The following is a 24,688-nucleotide window of genomic DNA, read 5'->3' as shown; positions in this document are numbered from 1 at the left end:
TTGTCAAGAACTTTTTTCTGCCCCCTGCTGAAGAAGTTTCGCTTTCCTCAGCAGCGTTTATTATCTTACTAAACATAACTCTTATTGTCAAGACCTATGTTTAATTTCTTTTCGCCGCCCGGTCTTGCAAGCCTTGACTTGTCTTGCCCGACGACAGTTATTAATATTACCAACTTGTCTCCTCTTTTGCAAGCTTTTTTTTAAATTTATTAAAATGACTTACTTCTAGTTTCATGTTAAAGTTGTTATATCAACGTTTAGAGGGGAGTTTTTAAAATAAAAAAATTTGACATAGCAATCGTTGGGGCAGGTCCAATTGGTCTCTTCAGCGCGAATTTTGCTCATCTGCACGGACTGAAAACAATCATTTTTGACTCATTAAAGGAGGTTGGTGGGCAACCAAAACTACTTTACCCGTTCAAAAAGATCTTTGACATCCCTGTTTTTGGTGAAATTACGGGTAAAGAATTAGTTGAACGTTTAGCAGAAGAAACAAAAACAAAAGCAACTTTTGCACTAAACCACCGCGTCAGTGAGATTACAAAAGATGACGATTATTTCATTATTGACGAAGCGTTCGCCGTCAGAAGTGTCATTATTGCCAGCGGCACTGGTTCGTTTACGCCCAAAAAGTTCCCACTTAAAGTGGACAGCGAGAGTGAAAAACATATTCACTACTATATAAGAGAGCCTGAAAAATTTGCTGATAAAACAGTCGGCGTTTTCGGCGGCGGTGATTCAGCACTTGATTGGGCACTCGAATTAGCCCAGCAGCCTAACACACATGTTAAGCTCGTCCACCGGCGAAACGAATTTCGCGGGTTAGAATCCAGCATTCACCAACTTAAAAGTTTAAAAAATGTTGAAATTCTAACCCCTTACCTTCCTAAAGTCAGTTCGTTAGTGAATAATCAATTGCAGATCGGCCTAAAACAAATGGGTCAGTCCGACATTATCCAACATTCATTTGATGAAATCGTGGTTGCTTATGGTTTTCGCGCCAATAATAATTTTGTTAAACAATGGGGCGTTGACATTGCTGGCGGACAGATTAAGGTCGGTCAGGAAATGAAAACTAACGTCCCTGGGATTTATGCTGTCGGTGATGCCGCCACATATCCCGGACGCGTACCCGTAATTGGCCTCGGTTTTGGTGAAGCGCAAATTGCAATTACTTCAATTATGCGGTCACTTTTCCCAGAGAAAACTTTAACCATCCACTCAACCAGTATTTAGGAGACTTTATGGCGTTAATCAACTTTATCTTACACATTGATCACCACCTAATCGCAATCGTCAATCAGTTTGGCGGTTGGACCTACCTTATCCTATTTGGCATTATTTTTATTGAAACCGGCCTGGTCATCTTTCCGTTTTTACCTGGGGATTCGCTTATTTTTGCAGCAAGCTCGATGGCCGTTAATCCGAAATATCAACTTGATATTTGGCTGGTGTACCTAACGGTTCTGCTAGCGGCAGTCCTGGGTGATGCTTGCAATTATGAGCTTGGCGCTCGATCTATTAATGCCGGTAGCCATTATGCTTGGTTCAATAAGTTAATCAATCAAAAAAATCGCCTAGCTGCCGAAAATTTTTTTGAACGTCATGGCCCAATCACAATCGTAATTGGGCGTTTTATCCCGTTCATTCGGACCTTTGTTCCCTTCATTTCTGGCGGCAGCAAAATGCACTACGGTAAATTCGCGGCATACAACATTGTCGGTGGTATTCTCTGGTGCGGTGTGTTCACCGTTGTCGGCTTTTTCTTCGGCAACATCCCGTTTGTCAGGGATCATTTTTCAATTTTAATCCTAGCCATTATCTTGATTTCTGTCATCCCGATTTTAATCGTTGCGTTAAAAAAGCACATCACACTAAAAAAGGAGTTCCATTAAAGGAACTCCTTTTTAATGCTGTAATAATTTTTCAGCGAAGTATAATTCATAAATAATTCCACCAACCGCAAAACACGAGGCAAAAAAACCTTCTGTTAGCACATTGATAATCGGATCAGTTGCTGGGTCAAATAACCACGTATTACTACCCGCAAACAGCACATGGTGAAACAAAACGAAGAAACTGTCAAAGTTTGTCACGGCAAACGGCAAAATTGCAATCGGCAATAGTAAAAATAGTAGTGCCCAAACTTTATTTAGCTTTAGCACATTACCCTTTTGCCGCCGGCCCCAAAAATGAATTGCTAAACAGCACAAAAAGGCAACAATTGCCAAAACAAACAGTTTCTTCACTGCCGCAAAGTGCTGCGCCGCCATCGGCGAAGTTGGCAAGTCACGCATGTGCAGCACATGCTTAAACGGCCAAATCAAATACCACATTAGTTGATTATAATTATGCATTACTTGGCCAATCGTCAGTTTCACCGTTTTGTTTGTTTTTTGGACAACAATAAAAACCAAAAGCAGCGGCCAGCTAGCAACAATTGCGCCCACTACGCTGCTTGTAATTGCAAATACGAAATGATAAATAATCATCAGAATACTATTTTGCTTGTTCATAATTCAAATTGATCCAAACTACCAACGACATATGTTGGTTGCCGCTGATCCTTAATATCGCTCGGCTGCGTAATTCCTGTGGTCACTAATAATTGGTCAACTTGGCTATTAAAGCCGGCCTTAATATCAGTATCATAATTATCGCCAACCAAAATTGCCTGCTCCTTTGAGCACTTCATTTTAGTCAGCGCCATCTCAACAATAATCGCTGACGGCTTACCAATATACAGCGGTTCTTGGCCACTAGACACGGCAATCATAGCACACTGCGACCCATTTCCTGGCAATAGTCCTTCATCACTAGGTAAATTAACGTCGGCATTGGTCCCAATAAACGTCGCGCCGCTTCTAATGGCGTCAGCAGCAATTTGAACCTTGCGGTACGTTAAATCGCGATCCATCCCCACAATAACATAGTCTGGGTGGTGCGGGGCCAACTCAAAATCTTTTTGCTGTAAAAATTCGTGCCACAAGCCAATTTCACCAATTAAATAAAATTTAAGTGGCGTCAATTGCGGGCTCTGCCTTCTAAGATAGCTCACAGTCGCCATACAGGGCGTATAAACGTGTTCTATGTCTGTCTTAATGCCATGACCCGCCAGCTTATCTACGACCATCTGCGGTGTTCTCGTGGTGTTATTGGTCAAGAATAAATAATCCTTACCTGCTTGCTCTAACCGATGAACAAAACGCACACCTGCAGCAATTGTATCCTTGCCGCGATAAATCGTGCCGTCAAGGTCAATCAAAAATAATTGGTAATCTTTCACTTACTTGCTGCCTCTTCTCTTTTTAATTACAAAAGAGTGATGATTGCTGTGTCCTTTTTTAACCGCAACCGTTTCTTTTTTCTTAAAAGTAGTCTTGTGCACCCGCCGCTTTTTAAACACCACCGTCTTCTTTGAATGAGCGGCAAAGCGTCTGTGCCCAGATTGCCGGTAGTTGCCATGCCAATTTTTCTGGCTACTAGAATGATAATGATGAACCGGACTGAGCAGCTGCAAAATAAAGTAACCCGTTCCCGGATTACAGTATTCCATCAAATAATCCGCAATCGTCTGCTCCTTGCGGTCAATCGCTGTCCGCATATTATCCTTATAAAAACCCTTTAGTCGTAAATGTTCACTGGAAACATCCCCAACCAAAAAGTCATATTGATCGAGATACGGATCATACTTTTGCCGTAAAACTTCAATATCCAGCGCTTCTCTTTTGTTAACAAGTATTTGGTAAACCTGCTTATTAATCTTAACTTGATCACTAACTTGACCAACAACAGCCAGCGGGTGACGCAACGGCTGATCCTCAGTAAACTTGTTATTCCGTTCCGGTCTTTTTGAGCTGTCTGCCTTATCTGCTACTGTCCTATCTGTCATTTATTTCACTTCCTATCAATCGGGTATTTTTTGGCTAAATAATTGCCAACAACTTCCCGCAAAAATTGCGGAAATAAGAATTTATTATCGCCCACAATTGCTAATGTCGGGAAAAACGGCACTAGTACGTAGTGGTCTAGAACCGCAATTTCATATTCCTTGAGCGGGTCAATCTGCTTGCCATTAACATAAACAACGCGACTAATCGGATCAAATTTAATTCCCTTGTAATGCATTTGGCCAAAAATCTTCCCGCGAAAGCTCATCCCCTGCAACGGAAAATGATCGAGAAAATGCCGGTTTTTTTCAATTTCCATAACCAACCGCCACAAATCGCTGCCCTTTAAGGTTGAGCGCACAACATGCATTGAGTGTGGCAAGCTCTTTTGCAAATCGTATTTTGTTAAAATGCCCTTTTTGAACGGATTTAAAAACAAGCCCGAACTGAGCATTGCTAGGTCTGTCCCAGCAAAATTAGCAATTGCATCAAGCGATACTTGAATAGTAGCCTCGCAATCATTCGCAAATTTTTCTGGTAAATCCGCAATCTGTTCCCGCATTAAAATATCACGACCGCGGTCTTGATAACTTTGAATTACTTCTTCATCATCCGGCTCCGCCTTCATCAGACTTGTTGGTTCAACGTGAGGCACAATCTTTTGCACGTGGTGCTGGTCATCAAGTTCCAGCCGAATATTGCCAACATAGTTGCCCCACTTGCCCGTCTGTGTCAGCCAGACGCCATTAACTTGTTCACCACGCTTTAATAAATCGTGGCTGTGACCGCCGACAATTAAGTCAATCTGTGGATAATTTTCTGCCAAAAAGCGATCCATGTTCAAGCCAATGTGGGTTAACAGAATTAAGACATCGTACTGACCCTCAATCTCAGGCAAAACCGCATCCATTGTTTCCTTTAACATCTTAACGTGCCAATGATTAGGCAGATAAGACAAAGGATAAGCCGCCGTCAAACCAATTAAGGCAATTCGCGTACCCTTTTTGGTAGTCAAAATTTTATCCTGCACGCACCAATGCGGCAATGTCTCATCTTCCTCGCGCAAATTAGCCAAAATTACGGGAAATTTGGCACGGTCAAACAGCTGCTCAACCACCGCATGAGAATTAGAAATTCCCTCATTATTGCCAATAGTAATTGCATCGTAATTAAACGAGTTCATCAAATCAATATTGGCTTGCCCGTACGTTGCATCAGTTAGCGGCTGTGAACGATCCATAAAATCACCGGCATCAAATGTGAAAACTTGGTCGACCGATTGATCCTGCTGGGCGGTTTTTAAATAACGCCCAATTTTAGGAAAATGTTCAAAATGCGAGTGTAAATCATTGGTATGTAAAATGCGAAGTGTTTCCATATGCTGCTCTTTTATCCAATCTGGTTAGATTTCAAAATCATCTGATAGGCATCCCGAATCTTGCCCTTTGGCTTCTCCCATTCAACCCAACTCGGATTTTTCCAATCATCTTCGTTAGTTAAAGTTTCCAGATGATAATTTTTATTAATATATTTTTCATAAGTAATCAACGCTTTAGTCCTAGGAATATTCAATTGCAAAATCCGGACATTCTTAATCATGCCGTGATCAACAGCCAATTCGGCAATGCCATTTTGATCAATATTCGAAATCTCAAAGTACTTGCTGCCGTCGTTTCTGGTAATTTCTTCAATCAAATCTAACTCTTCATATTGTTGATCCATTAACCTCGCCTCCATAAAATAAAAACTTTTGCTCTATAGCAAAAAATGTGCAACCATGCTATTGTATTAAGCGATAGAGGTGTACACATGAAACGATATAGCCATCTAATTCTGGCTCTTTTTTTTAGCTTAATCTTTGTCACGACCAGCGGCTTTACCGTTGTCGGTCACAGAGGCGATCCGAGCAAATACCCTGAAGAAACAATTCAGAGTGACGACTCGGCCTTCAATTCTGGAGCCGATTACGTTGAACTCGACCTGCATCTGTCTTCAGACGGAGTTTTAGTTGTCTCACATGATGATGATTTATTTCGAGTTACTCATACACATGCAATTGTATCACAAAATACTTGGCAAACACTTAGCCAATTAACATATGATAACGGTGAACATGTACTTAGTTTGGACCAACTCTTTGAGCATTACCAAAAGCAGCCAAACACAAAATTTGTTTTAGAAACCAAGGTGGACCACTCAATCGATCCATCTTACCAATTAGAAGACGAAATCGCACAGACAATTAAAAAGTACCACATGCAAAATCGCGTCATGATCCACTCTTTTTCGGCAGCAAGTCTCTTTCATTTGCGGTCACTAATGCCAAACGCCTATTTAATTTTACTTGTCGGCAGCCTCAAGCGCATGAATTTTAGTAATTTACCGCAAGTTAACGCGGTCAACGTGTCATCCGACGTTATTCAAGAGCATTCTTGGTTGATTCACTGGTTGCATTTACTTAATAAGCAGGTGTATGTTTGGGCGGAAATGGATGAGTCGCCTGCCCTATGGCACTGGCTAATTAATAAAAATGTTGACGGCGTGGTTACCAATTATCCGGCTACCGGTTTTAAATATAAATTGGCTAAAGAAGGCACCAGTAAGTACGATATTCACCGCAGCGGTGTTTATTTTGGCAAAAGCAAAACGCCAATCATGATGAACCCATACGTCCGCATTAAGCAACACAAATACATTCATCCTGGGCAAAAACTCAACGTCATGTATGGCGTCCGTGCTCATAACCAGCTGTATTATCAGGTTGCCGACCAAACTTTTATCTCTGCTGAATTTGTCAACCTCGATTTAACGACACGCGACATCGCTCCATATCGGGATAAGCAAATCATCGCTAAACCACAAAAGCAGGTGCCAATCTATCGCCTACCTGATAATCAATCAAAGACTGATAAAACTTTGCCAGCTAATACACTCTTTAAGATTGCTAACTTTAACGGCAGTCCCAAGAGCATGTGGCTTTACACCAAATTAGGCTGGGTCAAGGCGCAAGATATTTTGTTCTACGGCTTTTTTGATCAACAAAGTTGGGAAAGCTACCGCCAATTGCCGCGCATAAGTCGCTATCATAATATTGCTCTAACAGCTTACTTATCACAGATGGCGCCGCGAATTAAGACTACTCCAGAGCTGATTAAAGCCACCATACAAATAATTTACTAACAAAAAAAGCGATTCACTAAACTGTGAATCGTTTTTCTATACTTAAAATTATTGGTTACTCGTACTTTGCTTCTTCAACAATTCATATGGTAACTCAATTTGCGTATCCGTTACGTCCTCGTTGTTCATCAACTTGGTCAACATTCTCATCGCAACAGCACCCATGTCATATAATGGCTGACGAATTGCGGTCAAAGCTGGTCGAACAACCGAAGCAATTTGAGTTGCACTTGCCGTAATAATTTCTAGGTCTTCCGGCACTTTCTTACCAGCATCAATTGCTGAGTTTAAAATACCAACAGCAGTAATATCGCGGGTAACAACTACACCATCAACACCGTCTTGAAGCAAGCGTGAATACAAGTTATAACCATCTGAATGGTCTTTGATATTCTCATAAATCCGACCCTCACCTAAGTGATGCTCTGCCATAAATTCATTGTAAGCTGGAATCCGACATTCAGCATTAACAACAGCATCGGCATCCCCAACAACTAAGGCCAAGTTACGCTTGCCATCATTGTATAGTAAGTTCAAGGCTTCGGTATCTGCTTTGCGGTAGTCAATCGTTACTGACGGAAATTCCTTGTGACTGTCCTTAGTTCCTGCTAAAACTACCGGCGTATCAGTGCGCTTAAATGCTTCAACTGCTTCTTTTGGTAAGCAATTTGACATGTAGATTACACCATCAACCTGCTTATTTAACAAGCCTTGGATTGCTTGGTCTTCACGCATTAAGCGATTTTCAATACTTGTAATAATAATGTTGTACTTGTACAGCAAGGCAATATCATCAATCCCCTTTGATAGTTCAGCAAAGTACAGGTTGGTCAAATCTGGCACAATCAAACCAACAGTTGTTGTCCTTTTAGAAGCCAAGCCTTGAGCAACAGCATTTGGTTGATAATGCAGGCGATTAATAACCGCCATTACTCGTTCACGCGTGTCTTTACGCACATTTGTATTGCCATTAACAACCCGTGAGACTGTCGCCATTGAGACTTCGGCTTCACGAGCAACATCATAAATTGTAATATCTTGTTTACGCATCCTTCGTTCCTCCGTAAAAAATCCTTAATATAGAATTTACCATGAATTGCAGCAAATTGCAAACGTTTACAACCATTCTTTCATTTTTTCACACTTAGAACATGATATACTTTTCATGATTACGATTTATTTTGAAAGGAACATTAAGATGAATTTAAATAAATTACAGGAATGGCTACAAAGTTCTGGTAATGATGTAGCTTACATTTCTAATCCGATTACTATTGCATATTTCACTGGCTACGAGATGGAGCCCCATGAGCGTATTTTTGCTCTACTTGCCTTTAAAGACAGCGATCCCTTCGTTTTCGTTCCCGCATTAAATGTCGAAGAAGCCAAAAATTCGGCTTGGGATGGCGACGTTTATGGCTACCTCGATTCAGAAGATCCTTGGTCAATTATCGCTGACAAAATTAAAAGCAGAACGAGTGAATATCACAAATGGGCTTTACAGAAAAATAATTTATCTGTTGCCCATTATCAATTAATCCATGAACAATTTTCAGATGCCGATTTTAGCGGGGACGTTTCCAACTTTATCGCTAAAATTCGATTGTACAAGACACCTAGTGAGATTAAGGAATTGCAGGCTGCTGGTCGTGAAGCTGACTTTGCTTTCCAAATTGGATTTGATGCTATCAGAACCGGCGTAACTGAACGTTATATTGCTGGGCAAATTGACTACCAATTAAAATTACAAAAAGGTGTCATGCACGAAAGTTTTGAAACCATTGTTCAGGCTGGTGCCAATGCCGCCAATCCTCACCTTGGGCCATCAATGACCAAAATTAAGCCAAACGAATTAGTCTTGTTTGACCTCGGAACCATGCACAATGGCTATGCTTCTGACTCAAGTCGGACTGTTGCTTATGGTGAACCTAGCGCTAAGGAACGGGAAATTTACGAAATCGATCGTGAAGCCCAACAAGCTGCAATTGATGCCGTTCGTCCCGGAATGACTGCTTCAGAACTTGATGGCGTTGCGCGGGATATTATTACCAAGGCTGGTTATGGCGAATACTTTATCCACAGACTTGGCCACGGAATTGGTAAAGACGTACACGAGTACCCATCAATTGTTCAAGGCAATGACTTAATCATTGAAGAAGGTATGTGCTTCTCAATTGAACCTGGTATTTACATCCCCGGTGTTGCTGGCGTAAGAATTGAAGATTGCGGCGTTGTTACTAAAGACGGCTACCAGCCATTCACCCACACTGACAAGGAATTGAAAGTTTTACCACTTAAAGATTAATTATTAACTAAAAAAGCACCAAGCAGAAAAATCTGTCTGGTGCTTTTTTATTAACATTACTTATTCTTGTGGATAAATTGGTGGTTCAACGTCTGTGTCTTTTTCGGCATCGTGCAAATCAGCAACTGCGTTTTCCGCATTATCACTTTGAGCAACATTTTCATTCGAATCATCAATCACAATATCATCGAAATCTTTTAATTCAGAATCGTCTTCAACATTCTTAGGAAATGATGCTAATTGATTCTTAACGACTTCGGTACCATTGTCATATTTCTTCTTCAAGTCTTGAACAGTATCATTGTTCTTAACCTTACTCTTTAAATCGTCTACTTGATCATCAGTAACAAACAATGATCCTGCAATAAATCCTGCGGCACAACCAACGATTGTACCAAATAAAAAACTTGTAAATTTTTTCATAAAAGTAACTCCTTTTACTTAATCTTCACCTTTGCGACGCCTGCGCCGTGCAAACATTGCTGTTAAAGCAGAAGAAACGGCCCCATTACGCTTAAAATGAGCACTACTGAACCGCTTTGCCATTTTCCGCGAAGAAGCATTAACATCTGAAACACTTTCACCCAAATCTGCAGCTGCTTGAACAACTGGATCTAAGGTCTTCATCTTGACATTAACATCAGCCAGCAAGACGTTGGTCTTGTCAAGCAAATCATTTGTTTGGTCAAGCAAGCCATCAACATCTTTGGCAACTTGCTGGATTGACTCATTCGCAATTTGAATAGTTTTCTTTGCTTCTTTAGTAGCCTTTGCAGCACGAACCAGCACTGGAATAGCGAAAAGTACTAAAATTAGTAATGCAACAGCAGCAATTAAGCCTGCTAGCGCACCATAGGAAATTTCCATCTTCTACCTCCAATTTTACTTCTAAAAAAAGTCTAGCATGTAAACACTTTAATCTCAACTGATATGTAAATATTTTGTTATAGTTAATGTACATCAATGAAAGGTAAACGCAATGAATAACTTACTTAAATTAAATCGCCAGTTTTTAAAACTAAACTGGGACAGTATCGGTGAACATTTACTCACTGTAATCTGGCAGCTGGTCTTATCAACAGCAATCTTTTATATTATTGACTGCTGCGGAAAAAGAATTATAAACCATTATTTAAAGCATAGTAAACGACCCCAAAATAAGCGTACTAGAACCGTAGCTGCTTTAATAAATAGTATTTTTAGCTATACCGTAATTTTCTTTTACTTATTTGGAGTTTTATCAATTTTGGGAATTCCAATTGGGACTCTCCTAGCAAGTGCCGGTATCTTTTCCCTAGCATTAGGGATGGGCGCACAGGGCTTTGTCAGCGACTTAGTTAACGGCTTTTTTATTTTAAGTGAAGACCAATTTGACGTTGGTGATATTGTCCAAATTAATAATCAAACTGGTACTGTGGTCCAGTTGGGGCTCAGAACCACGCGACTCAAGGGCACTGATGGGTCCATTATTTACATCCCTAACCGCAATATTTCAATTGTGCAAAATCTGGCTCACGGCGGCATTGGCCTAGATATTACCTTGCAATTAAATGTCCAAAATGACTTTGACAAAGTCCGCACGCTGATTAATCAGGCAAATAATCAGGTCGGGCTTGCTAAAAAGACTTTGGTGCAAGGACCGAAGATTATCGGCATCACTAACCAAACTGCCAAAACCGTCAACTATGTAATCCACTTCCAAGTTAAACCCGGCAGAGAAAAAGACGTCCAGGACATTTATTTAGCAGCTTACCTCAAGATTTTACAAGACAACAATATTACTTTAGCAGGATAGAAAAAGGTTAACTCATTTAAATTGAGTTAACCTTTTTTACTTAATTAAATTGTGCTAACCACTCTGGCCATGCGGCAAGCAGCTTAACAATTGCTCGTCCGCGGTGCGACAGGCTATTTTTTTCATCCAAAGTCATTTGCGCAAAAGTTTTACCCTTTTCTGGTACGTAAAATAGCGGATCATAGCCAAAGCCATCTTCGCCGCGAGGTGCTGCTAGAATCTGCCCAGCACATTGACCATCAACTACAAGATCATGGTCAAACTGACCCGGCATTGAAGCAACAATCGTCGTATTGAACTTGGCTGTCCTTTTTTCTTGTGGGATACCGCCAAGCTCTGCCAATAATTTTGCATTATTCTGGGCATCATTATGACCTTCACCGGCATAACGTGCAGAATGCACTCCCGGAGCGCCGTCAAGGGCATCAACCATTAACCCAGAATCATCGGCAATTGTAATCATTCCGCTAAAATCAGCGAGTTCGTGTGCCTTGAGCTTGGCATTTTGCTCAAAAGTCGTTCCGTATTCATCCACAATTGGTGGATTATCCAGGTCGGCATTGGTTTTAATCACAGCTTCAATCCCTGCTTGTGCAAAAGCCTCGCGTAATTCTTTAACTTTCCCCTGATTAGTCGTTGCAAATAGAATTTCTTTCATCAATAATCTTCTCCTTTAATCAGATGCTGTGCCTTAAATGCTGGATCATTTAAAAACTTGCTGCCCAATTCATTAAACATTGCCACATCACCAGTTGTGTAATATTCATGTGTCGGCCTATTATCAGCCGTGCTAAGTAGACCATCACGTTCCATCACGTTAGCCGTGTATTGTGCTACTTGATCAGCTGGATCGACCAACCTAACTTTATCCCCAAGAGTTTGGGCAAACTGAGCCTTAATTAACGGATAATGGGTACACCCCAAAACTAGCGTATCAAATTTCTGCGTTATAATCGGCGCCAAGGTTGATTTAACTGCCTCAAGACAAGTCGCCTCATTAGCATCTTGCTCAATTAGCGGCACCAACTTAGGCGCAGCTAATTCAGTTACCTTAATTTCGGGATCACGAAAGTTAATTTCTTGTTGATAAGCGTGGTGAGAAATTGTATAGTTCGTTGCCACCACGGCAACGTTTTTATTTTGTGTCGTTTGTGCCGCCAGCAGTCCCCCAGATTGGATAACACCAACAATTTGTTGGCTAATTTCTCGTTGAATGGTAGCCATTGCGGCAGCTGTTGCAGTATTGCAGGCAAAAATAATTAGCTTCACGTTTTTACTTAATAAAAATTTAACACTTTGCCGTGTGAGGTCAATAATGTCGGCTTGTGACTTATCGCCATAAGGAATGTTGGCATTATCCCCAATAAAAACCGTTGATTCATGCGGCATTTTCTGCAGTACCTTTTTTACGACACTTAGTCCGCCAACACCGGAATCTAACAGACCAATTGGACGATTGTTCATCATACAAATTTCTCCCTAAAAGTTTTCTACTTATCAATTTTACGGTAAAATAGAAAAGAATAAAAGGGATGAATACTTTATGCAAAATAATACTGAGCAAAGCGAACATGTATATTTTATTAATCAACTGTACCGTGACTTCATCTTGCCACAAATCTTAGGCGATGACGATGACGCTATTTTGTATTGGGCCGGTAAACGCGTCGCCCGCAAATATGATTTAGCCTCTTATGAAGACGTCAACAGCTTTTTTGCGACAGCTGAATTTGGCACTTTAACTAAAATTAAAGAAAAGCGAACAACAATTATTTTTGAATTAAACGGTCAAACTGTCATCGACCGCCTGAATAGTGACAGTCACGAGTTTTCGCTTGAGGCTGGTATCGTCGCCGAGGCAATGCAAAAACAAAACGGCCGCATTACTGAATGTGACGTCAACATTGACGAAAAAAAGCAAAAGGTCCAATTAATTGCTCAATTTGACTAACTACTTTTGTTAAGTTATATGCTTAATCGCTATGACTATTTTTGCACTTATTTAGATAGAATACGGACAATTTTATTTTAAACTTTTTATTTAAAATATTTTGCTGATTATTTACAAACTATTATTACAATATTTATTAGGCTCTCCTATTTAAATTGCCGCAATCACTGTAGTTGTGTTAAATCTCCTTCTTAGTAAAAAGCAATCAATAATTATATAGTACAAATATTTTTTAGTAGCAATCTAATCTTTTTTCTACCACTTCTTTGTCATCTTGACCTATGATTAAGGTATAATAGGAGGATCAAAAATGCTCAAAGAATTTAAAGAATTTATTCAACGCGGCAACGTCATTGATTTGGCTGTTGGTGTAATTATCGGTGGTGCCTTTACTAATATCGTCAATTCTCTGGTTAACAACCTGATTAACCCACTAATTGGATTATTTATTGGCAAAATTGACCTTTCAAATCTAGTTTTACGAGTTGGCGGCGCGACTTTTAAATACGGTGCCTTCATCAATACGGTAATTAACTTCTTAATTATCGCGATCATCGTATTCCTCTTAGTTAAAGGAATTAACCGATTAACTAAGCATCAGCCAGAAAAAGAGGCACCATCCGGACCAACGACCGACGATTACTTACGTGAAATTCGTGACCTCTTAAAAGAAAAATAACATAGCAAAAAAAGAGCTTCCCGCATTTGCGAGAGGCTCTTTCTTACTAATCAGTATATTGATTTAAGATTTGGTCAAGCTTTGGCTTTGGTGTATAACCAGTCAAACGATCAACAATCTTACCATCTTTTTTAATAATCATTGTTGGAATCGCCATAATGCCTAAAGCGTTTGGCGTTTCTTTATTTTGGTCAACGTCCATCTTAGTGAACTTAACGTCTTGACGTTCCTCAGCCAATTGATCAACAACTGGTGATTGCATCTTACATGGACCACACCAAGTTGCCCAAAAGTCTGTTAAAACGACACCATCTTTGGTTTCTTCTTCAAAATTTTCATCTGTTAATTCATCAACCATGAAAATACCTCCTACATAAACTTACGTTATCTCTTAATGATTTTAGTATAGCAAGCTGACTTACTTTTTACAAGTGCTTTACTTTAAATGAACAATTGTTGCACCATTGCCACCTTCATTGGCTGGTGCATAATTATAACTCTTAACATGGCTGCTGGAAGCCAAGTACTGCCAAACACCTTTACGAATAGCCCCGGTCCCAATACCGTGAATAATCGTCACAACATCAAGTCCAGCTAACAAGACCGAATCAATGTAGCGATCAAGATTAGTCATAGCTTCTTCATAGCGTTGACCGCGCAAGTCAAGTTCACTCCGGGCATTACTGCGGCGATTAGCACTAGTGGCACGCACCATTTTTTGCGGCTTAGTCTTAGTTTCACCCGAAATTTTTTCAACATCGCGATCACTAACTTTAACCTTAATAATCCCCATTTGCACTTCATATTGGTGCTCACCTAGGCGTTTAGTAATTGTTCCCACTTGACCATAAGACAAAACTTTAACCCGATCGCCAACTGTAACATGATGCCGCTTCTTTTCACGCTGCAACACCTTATTGTGCGCCAGATTTTCTTCCTGTTTTGCTAATTGGTTAAATTCACCCTTGGCAGCGATTACCTCATTTTGCTTAACACTACCGTGCTGCTCTTCCAACTTAGCAATAATTTGATCGGCTTTCTTGCGCTTTTTAGCAACAACCTCATTTGCCCGTTCTTGCGCAAACTCAAGTTGCTTTTGCACACGTTGATTATACCAATCAAGTGCCTGCTGCAATTTTTCCGCTAACTTTTCACTACGATCAAGGCTACTTTCCAAGTGATTACGAGCATCGGTTGCTGCTTTGGTCTGCTTATCTAAGCGCATAATCATAGTATTAATGTCCGAATTTTCATCAGACATCAATTCCTGTGCGTTTTTAACAACATCCTCACGCATTCCTAGCCGCCGCGCAATCGCAAAAGCATTACTGTGACCAGGAATCCCAATTTGCAAACGATAAGTCGGTGACAGTGTCTTCACATCAAATTCCATTGATGCATTGCTTGTCCGCGAACGATTATAACCGTACAGTTTTAATTCTGGATAGTGCGTTGTAACCATGATTTTAGCTTTTTTCTTACGCAAAAAGTCCAAAATACTGATTGCCAGGCTGGCACCCTCTTCTGGATCAGTCCCAGCCCCAATTTCGTCAATTAAAACTAGTGTCTGATCGTCAACCTTTTTCATAATTTGAATAATATCGTTAATGTGCGATGAAAAAGTACTGAGTGACTGCTCAATTGACTGCTCATCACCAATATCAGCACAAATATCTTTAAAAACACCGACCTGACTGCCCTCAGCAGCTGGAATAAATAAGCCAGCTTGCGCCATTAATTGCAAAAGACCAGTTGTCTTGAGGGTAATCGTCTTACCACCAGTGTTAGGACCGGTAATTAACATCGTATCAAATTCAAGTCCCAAGCGAATATCATTAGGCAAGACCTTTTCTGGATCAATCAGCGGGTGACGTGCCTGTAATAAATTCAATTCATGTTTTTGGTTTAACTTTGGTTCAGTTGCTTTCATTGCCCGAGCCAAATGTGCCTTAGCCTGCAAAAAGTCCAATTCGGTTAGGGCCGTAGCAATTGCATCGAGTCGCACCACTTCTTCACGTGCCAAGTCTGATAATTGCCGTAAAATACGGTTAATTTCTTGCCGCTCCTGAGCTAATAAATTCTGTTGGCGATTGTTTAAACTTAGAACTGCACCGGGTTCCACGAATAAAGTCTGGCCACTGGCACTCTGATCATGGACCACACCACCAAATTTTGCCCGATATTCTTGCTTAACCGGAATAACATAGCGGTCATCACGAATGGTCACAATCTGTTCTGATAAATATTTACTGCTGCTGCCCTTAGTATAGGCATCCATTCGCACCTTGATCTCTTCGTCATTGCTCTTTAAGTCGTGACGCAAGTGGGCCAAATTGCTTGAAGCCGTATCTAAAATCTCACCATCAAAGTCAAGTGCGCGCTTAAGTTCGTTCAATAACATTTCGGGAACATCTAGCTCGGCGACAATTCCTGTAATTGCCTCTAAGTTTAGTTGCTCGCCATTAACATCTGCCAAAAAGCTATTAACTTCATTGGCTAAAACCAAGACAAGTAGGATATTCCCCAATTCTTTGGCATTCAAATTTGCCTTGATCCGCAAACGCTTGGTACTAGGACGGACATCTTCAAAATCAGTCAGCGGTAGTTGACCCTTAATTCGCAATAAATTAACTAACGCCAAAGTCTGCTTTAAAGATAATTCAACTTGAGCAAAGTCACCGCTGGGCTTTAAGTTTATTGCCCGCTCCTTAGCTGGTGCCGTAATTGCTTGACCAGCCAACCTTTGCGTAATTTTAGAAAATTCCAACGTTTTTAATATTTTGTCATTCATTAGTCGTCTATTTTTCTCTATTAATAAAAAAAGACTGGCTAAGCCAGTCTTTCTTTTTTATTCACCACTTAAACGGTCATCATCCAAGAAAGTATTCAACACCCCTTGAACCATGTTCCATTCATCGTCTGATTCAATTTCGTGCAAATCGCTGCTGGTCACATCGCCTGCATCATCAGCATCATAACTAAATGCTTGAACTTCAACTTCTTCATCATCACCTACTGCAGCTGGATAAAGTAAGATGTAAGACTTGTCATAGTCATCTGAATGAAATGTAAATAAAACTTCGTATAATTCTTCATTGCCCTTGTCATCAACAAGGGTAATTTGCCGGTCATCACCGTGAACTTCTTGTGTCATATTAATCCTTTCGGTGTAAGTCTAAATAATTTTGTAAAATCAAGACAGCGGCCATTTGGTCAATTACTTCTTTACGCTGGTGGCGGTCATGCATGCCAGCTTCTTCTACTAAGACCCGACGCGATTCAATCGTTGTCAGGCGCTCGTCTGAATAATATACGGGCAAGCCAAACTTAGCGATCAACCGCTCACCATAAGCCTTGCTGCGCGCAACCGAATTGCCAGATGTGCCATCCATGTTTTTGGGTAAGCCCAAGACAAAACCATCCGCATCATACTGCCGAACGATTTTTTTAAGTGGGCGCATCCCAAAACTAAACTTAGCTTCATCAATTGGAATCGTCTCTACCTTCTGGGCAGTAATCCCCAATTCATCGCTAACGGCAACGCCAACTGTCTTAGACCCGACATCTAAACCTATTAAACGCATTACTTGTCTTTTCCAAGATAACTTTTGACAAGTTCTTCAATAATTTCATCACGCTCATGCTTCAAAATCAAATTACGAGCGTCATTGTGCCGCGGAATGTATGCTGGATCGCCAGACAATAGGTAGCCGACAATCTGATTAATTGGATTATAGCCCTTTTCCTCAAGCGCATCATATACATCTTGGAGAGTATCATAAACATTCTTGCCTTTATTTTGATTAAAATCAAAATGCATTGTTTTATCTAGCGAACTCATTTTCATTCCTCCTAACACAATTTTACTTGAAAAACAGTTCAAACTCAATCAATTAATTTTTAGTAATTATTTCAACAACTGCCTTAATAGCATCGTCAAGGCCTTCTGGCTTCTTACCACCAGCTTGAGCCATATTTGGACGGCCACCACCGCCACCACCAAAGATTGGTGCAGCCTGCTTAATTAAGTCGCCAGCCTTCAAGCCTTTATCCAAAGCCTTTTGGCCCAAACTAATAATCATGTTGGCCTTGCCATCATTAGCTGCTGCTAAGACTAAGACATCAGACTTATTGCCGCTCTTCCACGTATCAGCAAGTTCACGCAAATCATTCATTCCGCTAACGTCGGCCTTCTTGGCAATAACTGTCAAATCGCCAGCTTGTTCAACATCATTAAAAATTTCACCGGCCTTAGCTTGGTTAATCTTCAAGTTAAGATCTCCAACTTGCTTTTGACTGTCATGCAATTCTTTTTCAAGACTATCGATCTTATCAATAATATCCTCTGGCTTAGTTGATTTAACTTCTGTTTGAATATCATCGAGTAAGTTCGACCGTTCAGCTAAGTATTCATAAGCCTTCTTGGACATGACCCCTTCAATTCTTCTGACGCCGGCACCAACTGCTGACTCGGAAGTAATCTTAAAAATTCCGATTTGGTTGGTGTTGTCACAGTGTGTCCCGCCACAGAACTCACTAGAGAAGTCACCCATTTGGACAACGCGGACCTTATCACCGTATTTACCGTCGAACAAGGCCAACCCGCCCATCTTCTTACCGGTTTCTTCATCAGTAACTGTCGTCTTAACATCTAAGGCTTCCCAAATCTTTTGGTTGACCAAAGCTTCGACTGACTTAAGTTCCTTATCAGTTAATGGTTCAATCGCTGTAAAGTCAAAACGTAAATAGTCAGGTTCAACTAAACTACCGGCTTGGTGAGTATGGTCACCCAAAATGCTGCGCAATGCTGCATGAAGCAAGTGGGTTGCTGAGTGTGAGTGGCGCAAACCTTCGCGGCGATCACGGTCAATCTTCAAGACATATTCTTGACCCTTTACGAGTGGCAAAACTACTTGAACAAAATGCATGTTTTGGTCGTTTGGTGCGTGTTGCACATCGGTTACCTTGGCAACTAGCTCACCTTCTTGATTGTAAATTGCACCGTGGTCAGCTACTTGACCACCACGTTCTGCGTAAAATGGTGTTTTATCAAAAATTAAAGTAGCAGTCTCACTGTCAGTCTGGTCAACCAATTCATCATTAACGATAATATCGATTAATTTAGCGTGTTTTTCTTCATAAACACCATATTCAAATTCGGACTTATCCTTAATATTCATTAAGGTAACATCTTGAGCACCCATTGATTGCAAGTCACCACGAGCATTACGTGCCCGATCTTTCTGCGCTTGCATTTCGGTATCAAAGCCCTTCTTATCAACCTTTAAGCCGGCATCTTGAGCGGATTCAAAGGTTAATTCATAAGGAAAACCATAAGTATCAAATAACTTAAAGGCATCCTTACCAGAAATAGTTTTATCGGCAGAATTTTGCGCCTTTGCAATCAAGTCATCAAGCAAAGTCAAGCCAGATTCAAGCGTTACTTGGAATCTTTCTTCCTCATTCTTAATTACCTTAGCAATAAAGTTCTTTTGCTCTGTCACTTCTGGATAGTGGCTCTGCATAATTTCACCAACAACTGGCACTAATTTATAAAGAAAAGCACCCTTGATACCCAAGCGTTGACCATTTAAGTCTGCACGTCGGATTAGTCGACGTAAAACATAGCCACGACCAGTATTTGATGGCAAAGCACCATCGGCAATCGCAAAGCTGACAGTTCTAACGTGGTCAGCAATAATCTTGAATGCCGGCGTGTTTTCATCATCAATCTCATACTTCTTGCCAGCCGTCATTTTTTCAGTTTCATGGATAATTGGCATAAACAAGTCGGTTTCAAAGTTAGTTGGTGCATCTTGCAAGATTGACAGAACCCGTTCTAGTCCCATCCCCGTATCAATGTTCTTATGCGGCTGGTCAACATATTTGCCATTAGCTAAGTGGTTATATTGTGAGAACACAATGTTCCAAATTTCTAGGTAACGTGCATTTTCACCACCCGGGAAGTTTTCTGGGTCGTCTTCTGCAACGTCGTTATTTTCTTGACCACGGTCATAGAAGATTTCGGAGTCAGGACCACACGGACCTTCACCAATGTCCCAGAAGTTTTCTTCTAGCTTCACAATGTGGTCTTCAGGCATCCCTGTCTTCATCCAAATTTCTTGTGCTTCGGTATCTTTAGGATAAACGGTACAGTACAGTTTATCCTTATCTAAACCTAACCAGTCAGGACTGGTTAAAAACTCCCAAGCCCACGGAATTGCTTCCTTCTTAAAGTAGTCACCAACCGAAAAATTACCAAGCATTTCAAAGAAAGTCTGGTGACGTGCGGTCTTACCAACATTCTCAATATCGTTAGTTCTAATTGATTTTTGTGAGCTAGTAATGCGGTGGTTCTTTGGCACAACTGAACCGTCAAAATACTTCTTCATTGTGGCAACCCCAGAGTTAATCCACAATAATGTTGGGTCATCTTGCGGAATCAGTGATTGACTCGGTAATACCATATGACCATGTTCTTTAAAGAAGTCCAAGAACATTTGTCTAAATTCAGAACTTGTCAGTTTCTTCATTAATATTCTCCTTTTTTGATAAAATAAAAAACACTGTCAGCAAACTTGAGGACGCTACTAGACGCGGTACCACCTCAATTGCAACAGTGTTTGTTACCTCTTAATTATTATTATTTAACGCTGCAAGGAGCATTTTTCAAGCAGCCATTAACCTTCTCAGCACACGGTCTTCTCTTTGAATGACTAACTCAAAAAACATATCTTCAGTTAGAAATAATTGTACTACTTGAACAATCTTTGTCAATATTTAATTAGACTTAGGTGCGTCCCACTTACCATCTTGATTCTGTGGCAATTTCATTTCATTAATCAAATTCTGTAAAATAGCAGATTCTTTGGCAACATCAAACTTATTACTAATTCGTGATTCTAAAATATACTTTGCTTGCTTTATCCTTTGAAGATATTGCTCAGCATAGCCATTAACTAAATTAGGGTTATCATGATAGCATTTTTCAATATCTGGTGCCTGGTCAACCAGTGCCTGCAATTCTGACTTATCTGCAGTTGTCAGTAACTGCTGCCCATTAAGCGCTGCCTCAGGAGTATTAGCAATCTGTAATTGGGGACCATAAATATATTTCACATCAGCTGCCTTAATTAGATCAAATTCATTTTTATTATAAATATACCGGTAATTATATTGTAGCTGATAAAATAATTCTGGTTTTTCTTGACCCGGTAAACATAAATACAGTTCCTTAACCACTGCTTCTTCAGAACCCTTTTTATCGACTAATTCTTCAACTTTATGGGGATTATTCTTAGTACTAACTATTTGGGTAGCTTTTTCACCTTTTTCAGTATAAAGATTTGTATCCTTAGTAACAAGAACATGCGTGAATTTTCCATAAGGTAGTAAATTAGCATTAGTATATGTCGTGCCTACAGTCTCATCATCTTCATCATAATATTGGCAAAGAAATTGATTGGTATCTTTAATATGATACAAATTAGCATATTCATCCGCGTCGGTCATCTGCATTTCATCACCATCAGCTTCTGAATCAATCGTTATCTTTTGTCCTAGTTTAAAGTTCTGCTTAACAAACTTTTCCTGCTTGACATCATAAACATAAATCGTCTTAGCATCTTTATTAAACATTTTCTTAGTAATGGTCACGATTGCCTGATTAGCTAAAACTTCATAGCCATTAACTAAGGACACATTACCAGCCTTGATATAACCACCATGACCGATATTATAATACAGCTTGCCCTTAATTGTTTTATAAGGTAAAGAAAACCAGTTCCAATCCTTATCATGAAAAGAATAACGCTTAGTTCTTGGATCGGTAATCGCTTTAGGCTTCTCCGAAACTTTCACGGTTTTCTTAGTAGAAAGAAGAGCACTATGACCTTGGTAGTACCATAATTTTTGCCCCTTCTTATTATAAACACGTGACTTATGAGCTAATTGCAATTTAGTTGTCTGACTAGCATTAACAGTTTGAGCATGATTAAAATTATTAATTCCCGTCCAACCAGTTACTAATAATGCAGCAGACAGTAACGCCAACATTTTTTTGTTTTTCTTCATCAAAATACCTCCTTAACCTAATATAAGAAAAAGAAGTCCTGCCAGTTTGCAGGACTTCTTTAACTTCCGAACTATTGGGAAGAACCTTACGGGTTCTCTAACTGCTTCTTCTTGCAAAATTATTACTCAATAGCGCTACCTTAACTATTAAGTATAAGTCGTACATTCAAAAACAGTTACTGCCCACAAAACTTTTTAGTTCTTGTTCGATTTCTTAATTATAACAAAACATTTCTAGGCGAAAAAGCCTTTTCAAAAAAGTTTACAACAATTTTTAGCCAAATATTTGGTTTTTAAAAGTTTAACTATAATTTATGTGGCTCAAACATTTCCACAAAAGCAAACTTGCCAGTAGCAGTATTATAAGTAAAATGCAGCACAGTGCAATTGGGCAAATCCTTAATTTTAACTATCTCTGTACTCGTCATCCACTTAACTAAAAACATTAAAATAGCCGCACCATGACTAACAACTAGTACCCGTTGATTATCAGTCTTCGCCATGATTTGGCTAATTGTCTTATCCATTCTATCCATGACCTGCACTGCGGCTTCGCCACCATAAGGAACAAAAAAGTCAGCTTGACCAGCATCAGTAAAAACAAATTTGGGCAATAAATATTCTGGCTGGGCCTCAAACAAGCCAAAGTCCCATTCCTTTAGTCCTTTTAGCCGCTCATACGGCTGCTTAGTCACTAATTCCAAAGTATCACTTGCTCGCTCTTGCGTTGAGGCGAATGCGTGGTCAAAGGTTAATCCTTGCTGCTTAAGGTACGCGCCCATTTTAGCGGCATCCTTAATTCCAGCTGCAGTCAATGGTGAGTCAACTGCACCTTGAACTAACTTGCGTTGATTAAAAATCGTTTCGCCATGACGCATTAAATACAAATCTTTCATTTTAATTCTCTCTTGTCAAAACCAGTAGATATTTCTATTTACATATTTTAACAATCCTAAAATAGCCATACAAGGCCTATTTTGTTGGCTATTAGATTATTTAAATTGATAAGCGCCAGAATTAAGCAAATCCTTAACCATCGGCACAACCTTTTGTCCATATAAACGTAAAATGTTTTCTCGCATAGTAGCAGTTTGACCACCAGCACCATAAATAAAGTCAAATCGCTTAACGCCGACTTGCGTCATTTTGTCGGCAATCTTATGGGCCACATGTTCAGGAGTACCAATATAGTAAGAACCAGTTTGGATTTCATAATCAAAGTGTTCCTTGGTCATCGGTGGCCAACCACGATCTGCACCAATCCGATCCATTGAGCGCCGCAAATATTTCCAACCAATCTCATACGCTTCTTCATCAGTTTCCGCAATTACCCCATGTGAATGTATCCCCAACGAATGTTGCGGATTGTGATATTGCGCAGCTGCGGCATTATATAAGTCAACATATGGCCGAAATCTTGCTGGATCGCCACCAATAATTGCCATAATTACTGGGAAGCCGTAGCGTGCTGCCCGAATAACAGAACTTGGCGTACCGCCAACACCAATGTAAGTGTCTAGCTTGTGGCCTGTAATCTTAGGGTAAATTTCGACATTATTTAAATTCTGTGTGTATTCACTTTCCCAAGTTACCGGTTTACCCTCACGTAATTCGTTAAACATGGCAACCTTTTCTTCAAATAATTCGTTATAATCATTTAAGTCATAGCCAAATAGCGGAAAGGATTCAGTAAATGAGCCGCGCCCAAGCATGACTTGAGCACGGCCACCCGAAATATTATCCAGAGTTGCAAAGCGCTCATAAACACGCACTGGGTCATCCGAACTTAAAACCGTTACCCCAGTACTCAGCTTAATTCTCTTAGTTACACTAGCAATCGCCGCCAACATAATTTCAGGACTAGAAATAGCATATTCTGGTCGGTGGTGTTCGCCTAAAGCAATTACATCAATCCCCAAGTCATCAGCTAATTTAGCTTCCTTGATAATCTGCTGGAGGGCCTTACCGTAAGTCACCGGCTGATTAGTTGCTGGATCATCTGGCACATCGCCAAACGAATCCAAGCCAAAAATTAATTCGTCGTTTATTCGTACCATGTTCTTCCTGTTCTTTCTTTTTACTTACTTTTTGTAAGCTTTACATGAATAACACAATACACGAATTTTTCTGGTCAAGCAAGAATTTATGCTTTTAACTAAAAAAGCATTGCTAGCAATAACTAGTAACGCTTATTTTAACTATTCTGGTAAATTACGCACATCAATTATCTGCTCAAATGTAAATTTGCCAGCATCGTATCCAAGTCGCAGGACGCAACAATTAGGCATATCTTTAACTTTTTCTGCCATTTCTGCAAACGACATAAAATTAGCCAAAAACATCCACATCGCTAATCCATGACTAACCACTAACACTCGCTGATGCTTTGGACGAGCCATAATCTTACTAAGCGTCTTTTGCATTCGCGCCATCACCTGCTGCGTTGACTCACCACCGTACGGTACAAAAAAGCTGGCTTCGGCTGGATCTTTAAAAGTAAACTTGGGCAACAGGTATTGCGGTTGCGCTTCAAACAAGCCAAAATCCCATTCTTTGAGTCCCTTTAACCGCTCATAAGGCTGCTTGGTCACTAGTTCCAGTGTATCGCTTGCCCGCTCTTGCGTTGATGTATACGCATGATCAAAGGTTAAGCCTTGTTTTTTCAAGTATGCGCCCATTTTTTGTGCCATTTTAATGCCGTCTGCCGTTAAAGGCGAGTCAACAGCTCCCTGAATTAACTTGCGCTTGTTAAATACAGTTTCACCATGACGCATCAAGTAAAGTTCTTTCATCAATATTGCTCCTTTATTTAAAT

The 24,688-nt window shown here is 40.2% G+C and carries 27 protein-coding genes; 7 read left to right on the top strand and 20 right to left on the bottom strand.

What is annotated here, in order from left to right:
* Positions 1 to 276: 276 nt before the first annotated feature.
* Positions 277 to 1,236, top strand: a complete 960-nt coding sequence (locus PT287_RS08980) for an NAD(P)/FAD-dependent oxidoreductase (RefSeq protein WP_348635302.1) — start codon at positions 277 to 279, stop codon at positions 1,234 to 1,236.
* A gap of 8 nt (positions 1,237 to 1,244) precedes the next feature.
* Positions 1,245 to 1,895, top strand: coding sequence for a VTT domain-containing protein (locus PT287_RS08975; RefSeq protein ID WP_277134324.1), 651 nt, complete (start codon positions 1,245 to 1,247; stop codon positions 1,893 to 1,895).
* A gap of 12 nt (positions 1,896 to 1,907) precedes the next feature.
* Here the strand turns inward: PT287_RS08975 and PT287_RS08970 are convergent, their stop codons facing one another.
* From PT287_RS08970 to PT287_RS08950, 5 genes are read right to left on the bottom strand one after another with little or no spacing between them, the layout of a single operon-like run.
* Complete coding sequence (locus PT287_RS08970; protein ID WP_277134322.1) at positions 1,908 to 2,516, bottom strand: TIGR01906 family membrane protein; 609 nt, start codon at positions 2,514 to 2,516, stop codon at positions 1,908 to 1,910.
* Positions 2,513 to 3,286 (bottom strand): TIGR01457 family HAD-type hydrolase, encoded by a 774-nt coding sequence (locus PT287_RS08965; RefSeq protein ID WP_277134320.1) that lies wholly within the window; start codon positions 3,284 to 3,286, stop codon positions 2,513 to 2,515. The genes PT287_RS08970 and PT287_RS08965 overlap by 4 nt, the downstream gene beginning before the upstream one ends.
* Complete coding sequence (locus PT287_RS08960; protein WP_277134318.1) at positions 3,287 to 3,892, bottom strand: YutD family protein; 606 nt, start codon at positions 3,890 to 3,892, stop codon at positions 3,287 to 3,289.
* Between the two features lie 5 nt (positions 3,893 to 3,897).
* Positions 3,898 to 5,268: a bifunctional UDP-sugar hydrolase/5'-nucleotidase gene (locus PT287_RS08955; protein ID WP_277134316.1), complete on the bottom strand. Its 1,371-nt coding sequence runs from the start codon at positions 5,266 to 5,268 to the stop codon at positions 3,898 to 3,900.
* Positions 5,269 to 5,279: 11 nt separating this feature from the next.
* Positions 5,280 to 5,612, bottom strand: a complete 333-nt coding sequence (locus PT287_RS08950) for a hypothetical protein (RefSeq protein ID WP_277134314.1) — start codon at positions 5,610 to 5,612, stop codon at positions 5,280 to 5,282.
* A gap of 87 nt (positions 5,613 to 5,699) precedes the next feature.
* On the opposite strand from PT287_RS08950, the gene PT287_RS08945 reads away from it, so the two are divergent.
* Positions 5,700 to 7,070: a glycerophosphodiester phosphodiesterase gene (locus PT287_RS08945; protein WP_277134312.1), complete on the top strand. Its 1,371-nt coding sequence runs from the start codon at positions 5,700 to 5,702 to the stop codon at positions 7,068 to 7,070.
* Positions 7,071 to 7,118: 48 nt separating this feature from the next.
* Here the strand turns inward: PT287_RS08945 and PT287_RS08940 are convergent, their stop codons facing one another.
* Entirely contained in the window at positions 7,119 to 8,120 is a 1,002-nt protein-coding gene (locus tag PT287_RS08940; protein WP_277134310.1) for a substrate-binding domain-containing protein, read from the bottom strand.
* Between the two features lie 148 nt (positions 8,121 to 8,268).
* On the opposite strand from PT287_RS08940, the gene PT287_RS08935 reads away from it, so the two are divergent.
* Positions 8,269 to 9,375, top strand: coding sequence for a Xaa-Pro peptidase family protein (locus tag PT287_RS08935; protein ID WP_277134308.1), 1,107 nt, complete (start codon positions 8,269 to 8,271; stop codon positions 9,373 to 9,375).
* A gap of 60 nt (positions 9,376 to 9,435) precedes the next feature.
* Here PT287_RS08935 and PT287_RS08930 read toward each other — a convergent pair whose 3' ends face one another.
* Together PT287_RS08930 and PT287_RS08925 are read right to left on the bottom strand one after the other, a co-directional pair.
* The gene (locus tag PT287_RS08930) at positions 9,436 to 9,798 is read right to left on the bottom strand and encodes a DUF1269 domain-containing family protein (protein ID WP_277134307.1); all 363 of its coding nucleotides are present in this window, start codon (positions 9,796 to 9,798) and stop codon (positions 9,436 to 9,438) included.
* An 18-nt stretch (positions 9,799 to 9,816) separates the two neighbouring features.
* Positions 9,817 to 10,242 carry a DUF948 domain-containing protein gene (locus PT287_RS08925; RefSeq protein ID WP_277134306.1) on the bottom strand — a complete coding sequence of 142 codons (426 nt, stop codon included), beginning with the start codon at positions 10,240 to 10,242 and terminating at the stop codon, positions 9,817 to 9,819.
* A 112-nt stretch (positions 10,243 to 10,354) separates the two neighbouring features.
* Here PT287_RS08925 and PT287_RS08920 point away from each other — a divergent pair, with 112 nt between their 5' ends.
* A complete protein-coding gene (locus tag PT287_RS08920) occupies positions 10,355 to 11,170 on the top strand; it encodes a mechanosensitive ion channel family protein (RefSeq protein ID WP_277134305.1) in 816 nt (271 codons plus the stop codon).
* Between the two features lie 40 nt (positions 11,171 to 11,210).
* Here PT287_RS08920 and PT287_RS08915 read toward each other — a convergent pair whose 3' ends face one another.
* The gene (locus PT287_RS08915) at positions 11,211 to 11,831 is read right to left on the bottom strand and encodes an XTP/dITP diphosphatase (protein ID WP_277134304.1); all 621 of its coding nucleotides are present in this window, start codon (positions 11,829 to 11,831) and stop codon (positions 11,211 to 11,213) included.
* Positions 11,828 to 12,634 carry a glutamate racemase gene (murI, locus tag PT287_RS08910; protein WP_277134330.1) on the bottom strand — a complete coding sequence of 269 codons (807 nt, stop codon included), beginning with the start codon at positions 12,632 to 12,634 and terminating at the stop codon, positions 11,828 to 11,830. Before murI ends, PT287_RS08915 begins: the two co-directional genes overlap by 4 nt.
* A gap of 79 nt (positions 12,635 to 12,713) precedes the next feature.
* Here murI and PT287_RS08905 point away from each other — a divergent pair, with 79 nt between their 5' ends.
* Both PT287_RS08905 and mscL read left to right on the top strand, forming a co-directional pair.
* Entirely contained in the window at positions 12,714 to 13,121 is a 408-nt protein-coding gene (locus PT287_RS08905; protein WP_277134302.1) for a YslB family protein, read from the top strand.
* A 310-nt stretch (positions 13,122 to 13,431) separates the two neighbouring features.
* Entirely contained in the window at positions 13,432 to 13,800 is a 369-nt protein-coding gene (gene mscL / locus PT287_RS08900) for a large-conductance mechanosensitive channel protein MscL (protein WP_277134301.1), read from the top strand.
* A gap of 46 nt (positions 13,801 to 13,846) precedes the next feature.
* Here the strand turns inward: mscL and trxA are convergent, their stop codons facing one another.
* From trxA to PT287_RS08850, 10 genes are all read right to left on the bottom strand, one after another.
* A complete protein-coding gene (gene trxA, locus PT287_RS08895; RefSeq protein ID WP_277134300.1) occupies positions 13,847 to 14,158 on the bottom strand; it encodes a thioredoxin in 312 nt (103 codons plus the stop codon).
* 78 nt (positions 14,159 to 14,236) lie between these two features.
* Entirely contained in the window at positions 14,237 to 16,591 is a 2,355-nt protein-coding gene (locus PT287_RS08890; protein ID WP_277134298.1) for an endonuclease MutS2, read from the bottom strand.
* A 57-nt stretch (positions 16,592 to 16,648) separates the two neighbouring features.
* Positions 16,649 to 16,954: a DUF1292 domain-containing protein gene (locus PT287_RS08885; RefSeq protein ID WP_277134296.1), complete on the bottom strand. Its 306-nt coding sequence runs from the start codon at positions 16,952 to 16,954 to the stop codon at positions 16,649 to 16,651.
* A 1-nt stretch (position 16,955) separates the two neighbouring features.
* Positions 16,956 to 17,384: a Holliday junction resolvase RuvX gene (gene ruvX, locus PT287_RS08880; RefSeq protein ID WP_277134294.1), complete on the bottom strand. Its 429-nt coding sequence runs from the start codon at positions 17,382 to 17,384 to the stop codon at positions 16,956 to 16,958.
* On the bottom strand, positions 17,384 to 17,641 hold the full coding sequence (locus PT287_RS08875; protein ID WP_212781015.1) for an IreB family regulatory phosphoprotein: 258 nt from the start codon (positions 17,639 to 17,641) through the stop codon (positions 17,384 to 17,386). Before PT287_RS08875 ends, ruvX begins: the two co-directional genes overlap by 1 nt.
* A gap of 52 nt (positions 17,642 to 17,693) precedes the next feature.
* A complete protein-coding gene (gene alaS, locus PT287_RS08870) occupies positions 17,694 to 20,333 on the bottom strand; it encodes an alanine--tRNA ligase (RefSeq protein WP_277134292.1) in 2,640 nt (879 codons plus the stop codon).
* Positions 20,334 to 20,580: 247 nt separating this feature from the next.
* Complete coding sequence (locus PT287_RS08865; protein WP_277134289.1) at positions 20,581 to 21,873, bottom strand: SLAP domain-containing protein; 1,293 nt, start codon at positions 21,871 to 21,873, stop codon at positions 20,581 to 20,583.
* 305 nt (positions 21,874 to 22,178) lie between these two features.
* Positions 22,179 to 22,769 carry a histidine phosphatase family protein gene (locus PT287_RS08860; RefSeq protein ID WP_277134288.1) on the bottom strand — a complete coding sequence of 197 codons (591 nt, stop codon included), beginning with the start codon at positions 22,767 to 22,769 and terminating at the stop codon, positions 22,179 to 22,181.
* A gap of 96 nt (positions 22,770 to 22,865) precedes the next feature.
* A complete protein-coding gene (locus tag PT287_RS08855) occupies positions 22,866 to 23,930 on the bottom strand; it encodes an LLM class flavin-dependent oxidoreductase (RefSeq protein WP_277134287.1) in 1,065 nt (354 codons plus the stop codon).
* 141 nt (positions 23,931 to 24,071) lie between these two features.
* Entirely contained in the window at positions 24,072 to 24,665 is a 594-nt protein-coding gene (locus tag PT287_RS08850; RefSeq protein WP_277134286.1) for a histidine phosphatase family protein, read from the bottom strand.
* Positions 24,666 to 24,688: the final 23 nt, after the last annotated feature.

Origin of the sequence: Lactobacillus sp. ESL0679 (assembly GCF_029433515.1) — a bacterium.
In the GTDB taxonomy this organism is placed as follows: Bacteria; Bacillota; Bacilli; order Lactobacillales; family Lactobacillaceae; genus Lactobacillus.
This window is presented reverse-complemented; position numbering and strand designations above follow the sequence as displayed.

Coding starts and splice junctions, on each gene's coding strand:
- PT287_RS08955 (WP_277134316.1), bottom strand. CDS start 5,268: ATGGAAACACTTCGCATTTTACATACCAATGATTTACACTCGCATTTT.
- PT287_RS08945 (WP_277134312.1), top strand. CDS start 5,700: ATGAAACGATATAGCCATCTAATTCTGGCTCTTTTTTTTAGCTTAATC.
- PT287_RS08855 (WP_277134287.1), bottom strand. CDS start 23,930: ATGGTACGAATAAACGACGAATTAATTTTTGGCTTGGATTCGTTTGGC.
- PT287_RS08875 (WP_212781015.1), bottom strand. CDS start 17,641: ATGAGTTCGCTAGATAAAACAATGCATTTTGATTTTAATCAAAATAAA.
- PT287_RS08885 (WP_277134296.1), bottom strand. CDS start 16,954: ATGACACAAGAAGTTCACGGTGATGACCGGCAAATTACCCTTGTTGAT.
- ruvX (WP_277134294.1), bottom strand. CDS start 17,384: ATGCGTTTAATAGGTTTAGATGTCGGGTCTAAGACAGTTGGCGTTGCC.
- trxA (WP_277134300.1), bottom strand. CDS start 14,158: ATGGTTGATGAATTAACAGATGAAAATTTTGAAGAAGAAACCAAAGAT.
- PT287_RS08930 (WP_277134307.1), bottom strand. CDS start 9,798: ATGAAAAAATTTACAAGTTTTTTATTTGGTACAATCGTTGGTTGTGCC.
- mscL (WP_277134301.1), top strand. CDS start 13,432: ATGCTCAAAGAATTTAAAGAATTTATTCAACGCGGCAACGTCATTGAT.
- PT287_RS08905 (WP_277134302.1), top strand. CDS start 12,714: ATGCAAAATAATACTGAGCAAAGCGAACATGTATATTTTATTAATCAA.
- PT287_RS08970 (WP_277134322.1), bottom strand. CDS start 2,516: ATGAACAAGCAAAATAGTATTCTGATGATTATTTATCATTTCGTATTT.
- PT287_RS08935 (WP_277134308.1), top strand. CDS start 8,269: ATGAATTTAAATAAATTACAGGAATGGCTACAAAGTTCTGGTAATGAT.
- alaS (WP_277134292.1), bottom strand. CDS start 20,333: ATGAAGAAACTGACAAGTTCTGAATTTAGACAAATGTTCTTGGACTTC.
- PT287_RS08925 (WP_277134306.1), bottom strand. CDS start 10,242: ATGGAAATTTCCTATGGTGCGCTAGCAGGCTTAATTGCTGCTGTTGCA.
- PT287_RS08860 (WP_277134288.1), bottom strand. CDS start 22,769: ATGAAAGATTTGTATTTAATGCGTCATGGCGAAACGATTTTTAATCAA.
- PT287_RS08950 (WP_277134314.1), bottom strand. CDS start 5,612: ATGGATCAACAATATGAAGAGTTAGATTTGATTGAAGAAATTACCAGA.
- PT287_RS08920 (WP_277134305.1), top strand. CDS start 10,355: ATGAATAACTTACTTAAATTAAATCGCCAGTTTTTAAAACTAAACTGG.
- PT287_RS08975 (WP_277134324.1), top strand. CDS start 1,245: ATGGCGTTAATCAACTTTATCTTACACATTGATCACCACCTAATCGCA.
- PT287_RS08865 (WP_277134289.1), bottom strand. CDS start 21,873: ATGAAGAAAAACAAAAAAATGTTGGCGTTACTGTCTGCTGCATTATTA.
- PT287_RS08960 (WP_277134318.1), bottom strand. CDS start 3,892: ATGACAGATAGGACAGTAGCAGATAAGGCAGACAGCTCAAAAAGACCG.
- PT287_RS08890 (WP_277134298.1), bottom strand. CDS start 16,591: ATGAATGACAAAATATTAAAAACGTTGGAATTTTCTAAAATTACGCAA.
- PT287_RS08940 (WP_277134310.1), bottom strand. CDS start 8,120: ATGCGTAAACAAGATATTACAATTTATGATGTTGCTCGTGAAGCCGAA.
- PT287_RS08850 (WP_277134286.1), bottom strand. CDS start 24,665: ATGAAAGAACTTTACTTGATGCGTCATGGTGAAACTGTATTTAACAAG.
- murI (WP_277134330.1), bottom strand. CDS start 12,634: ATGAACAATCGTCCAATTGGTCTGTTAGATTCCGGTGTTGGCGGACTA.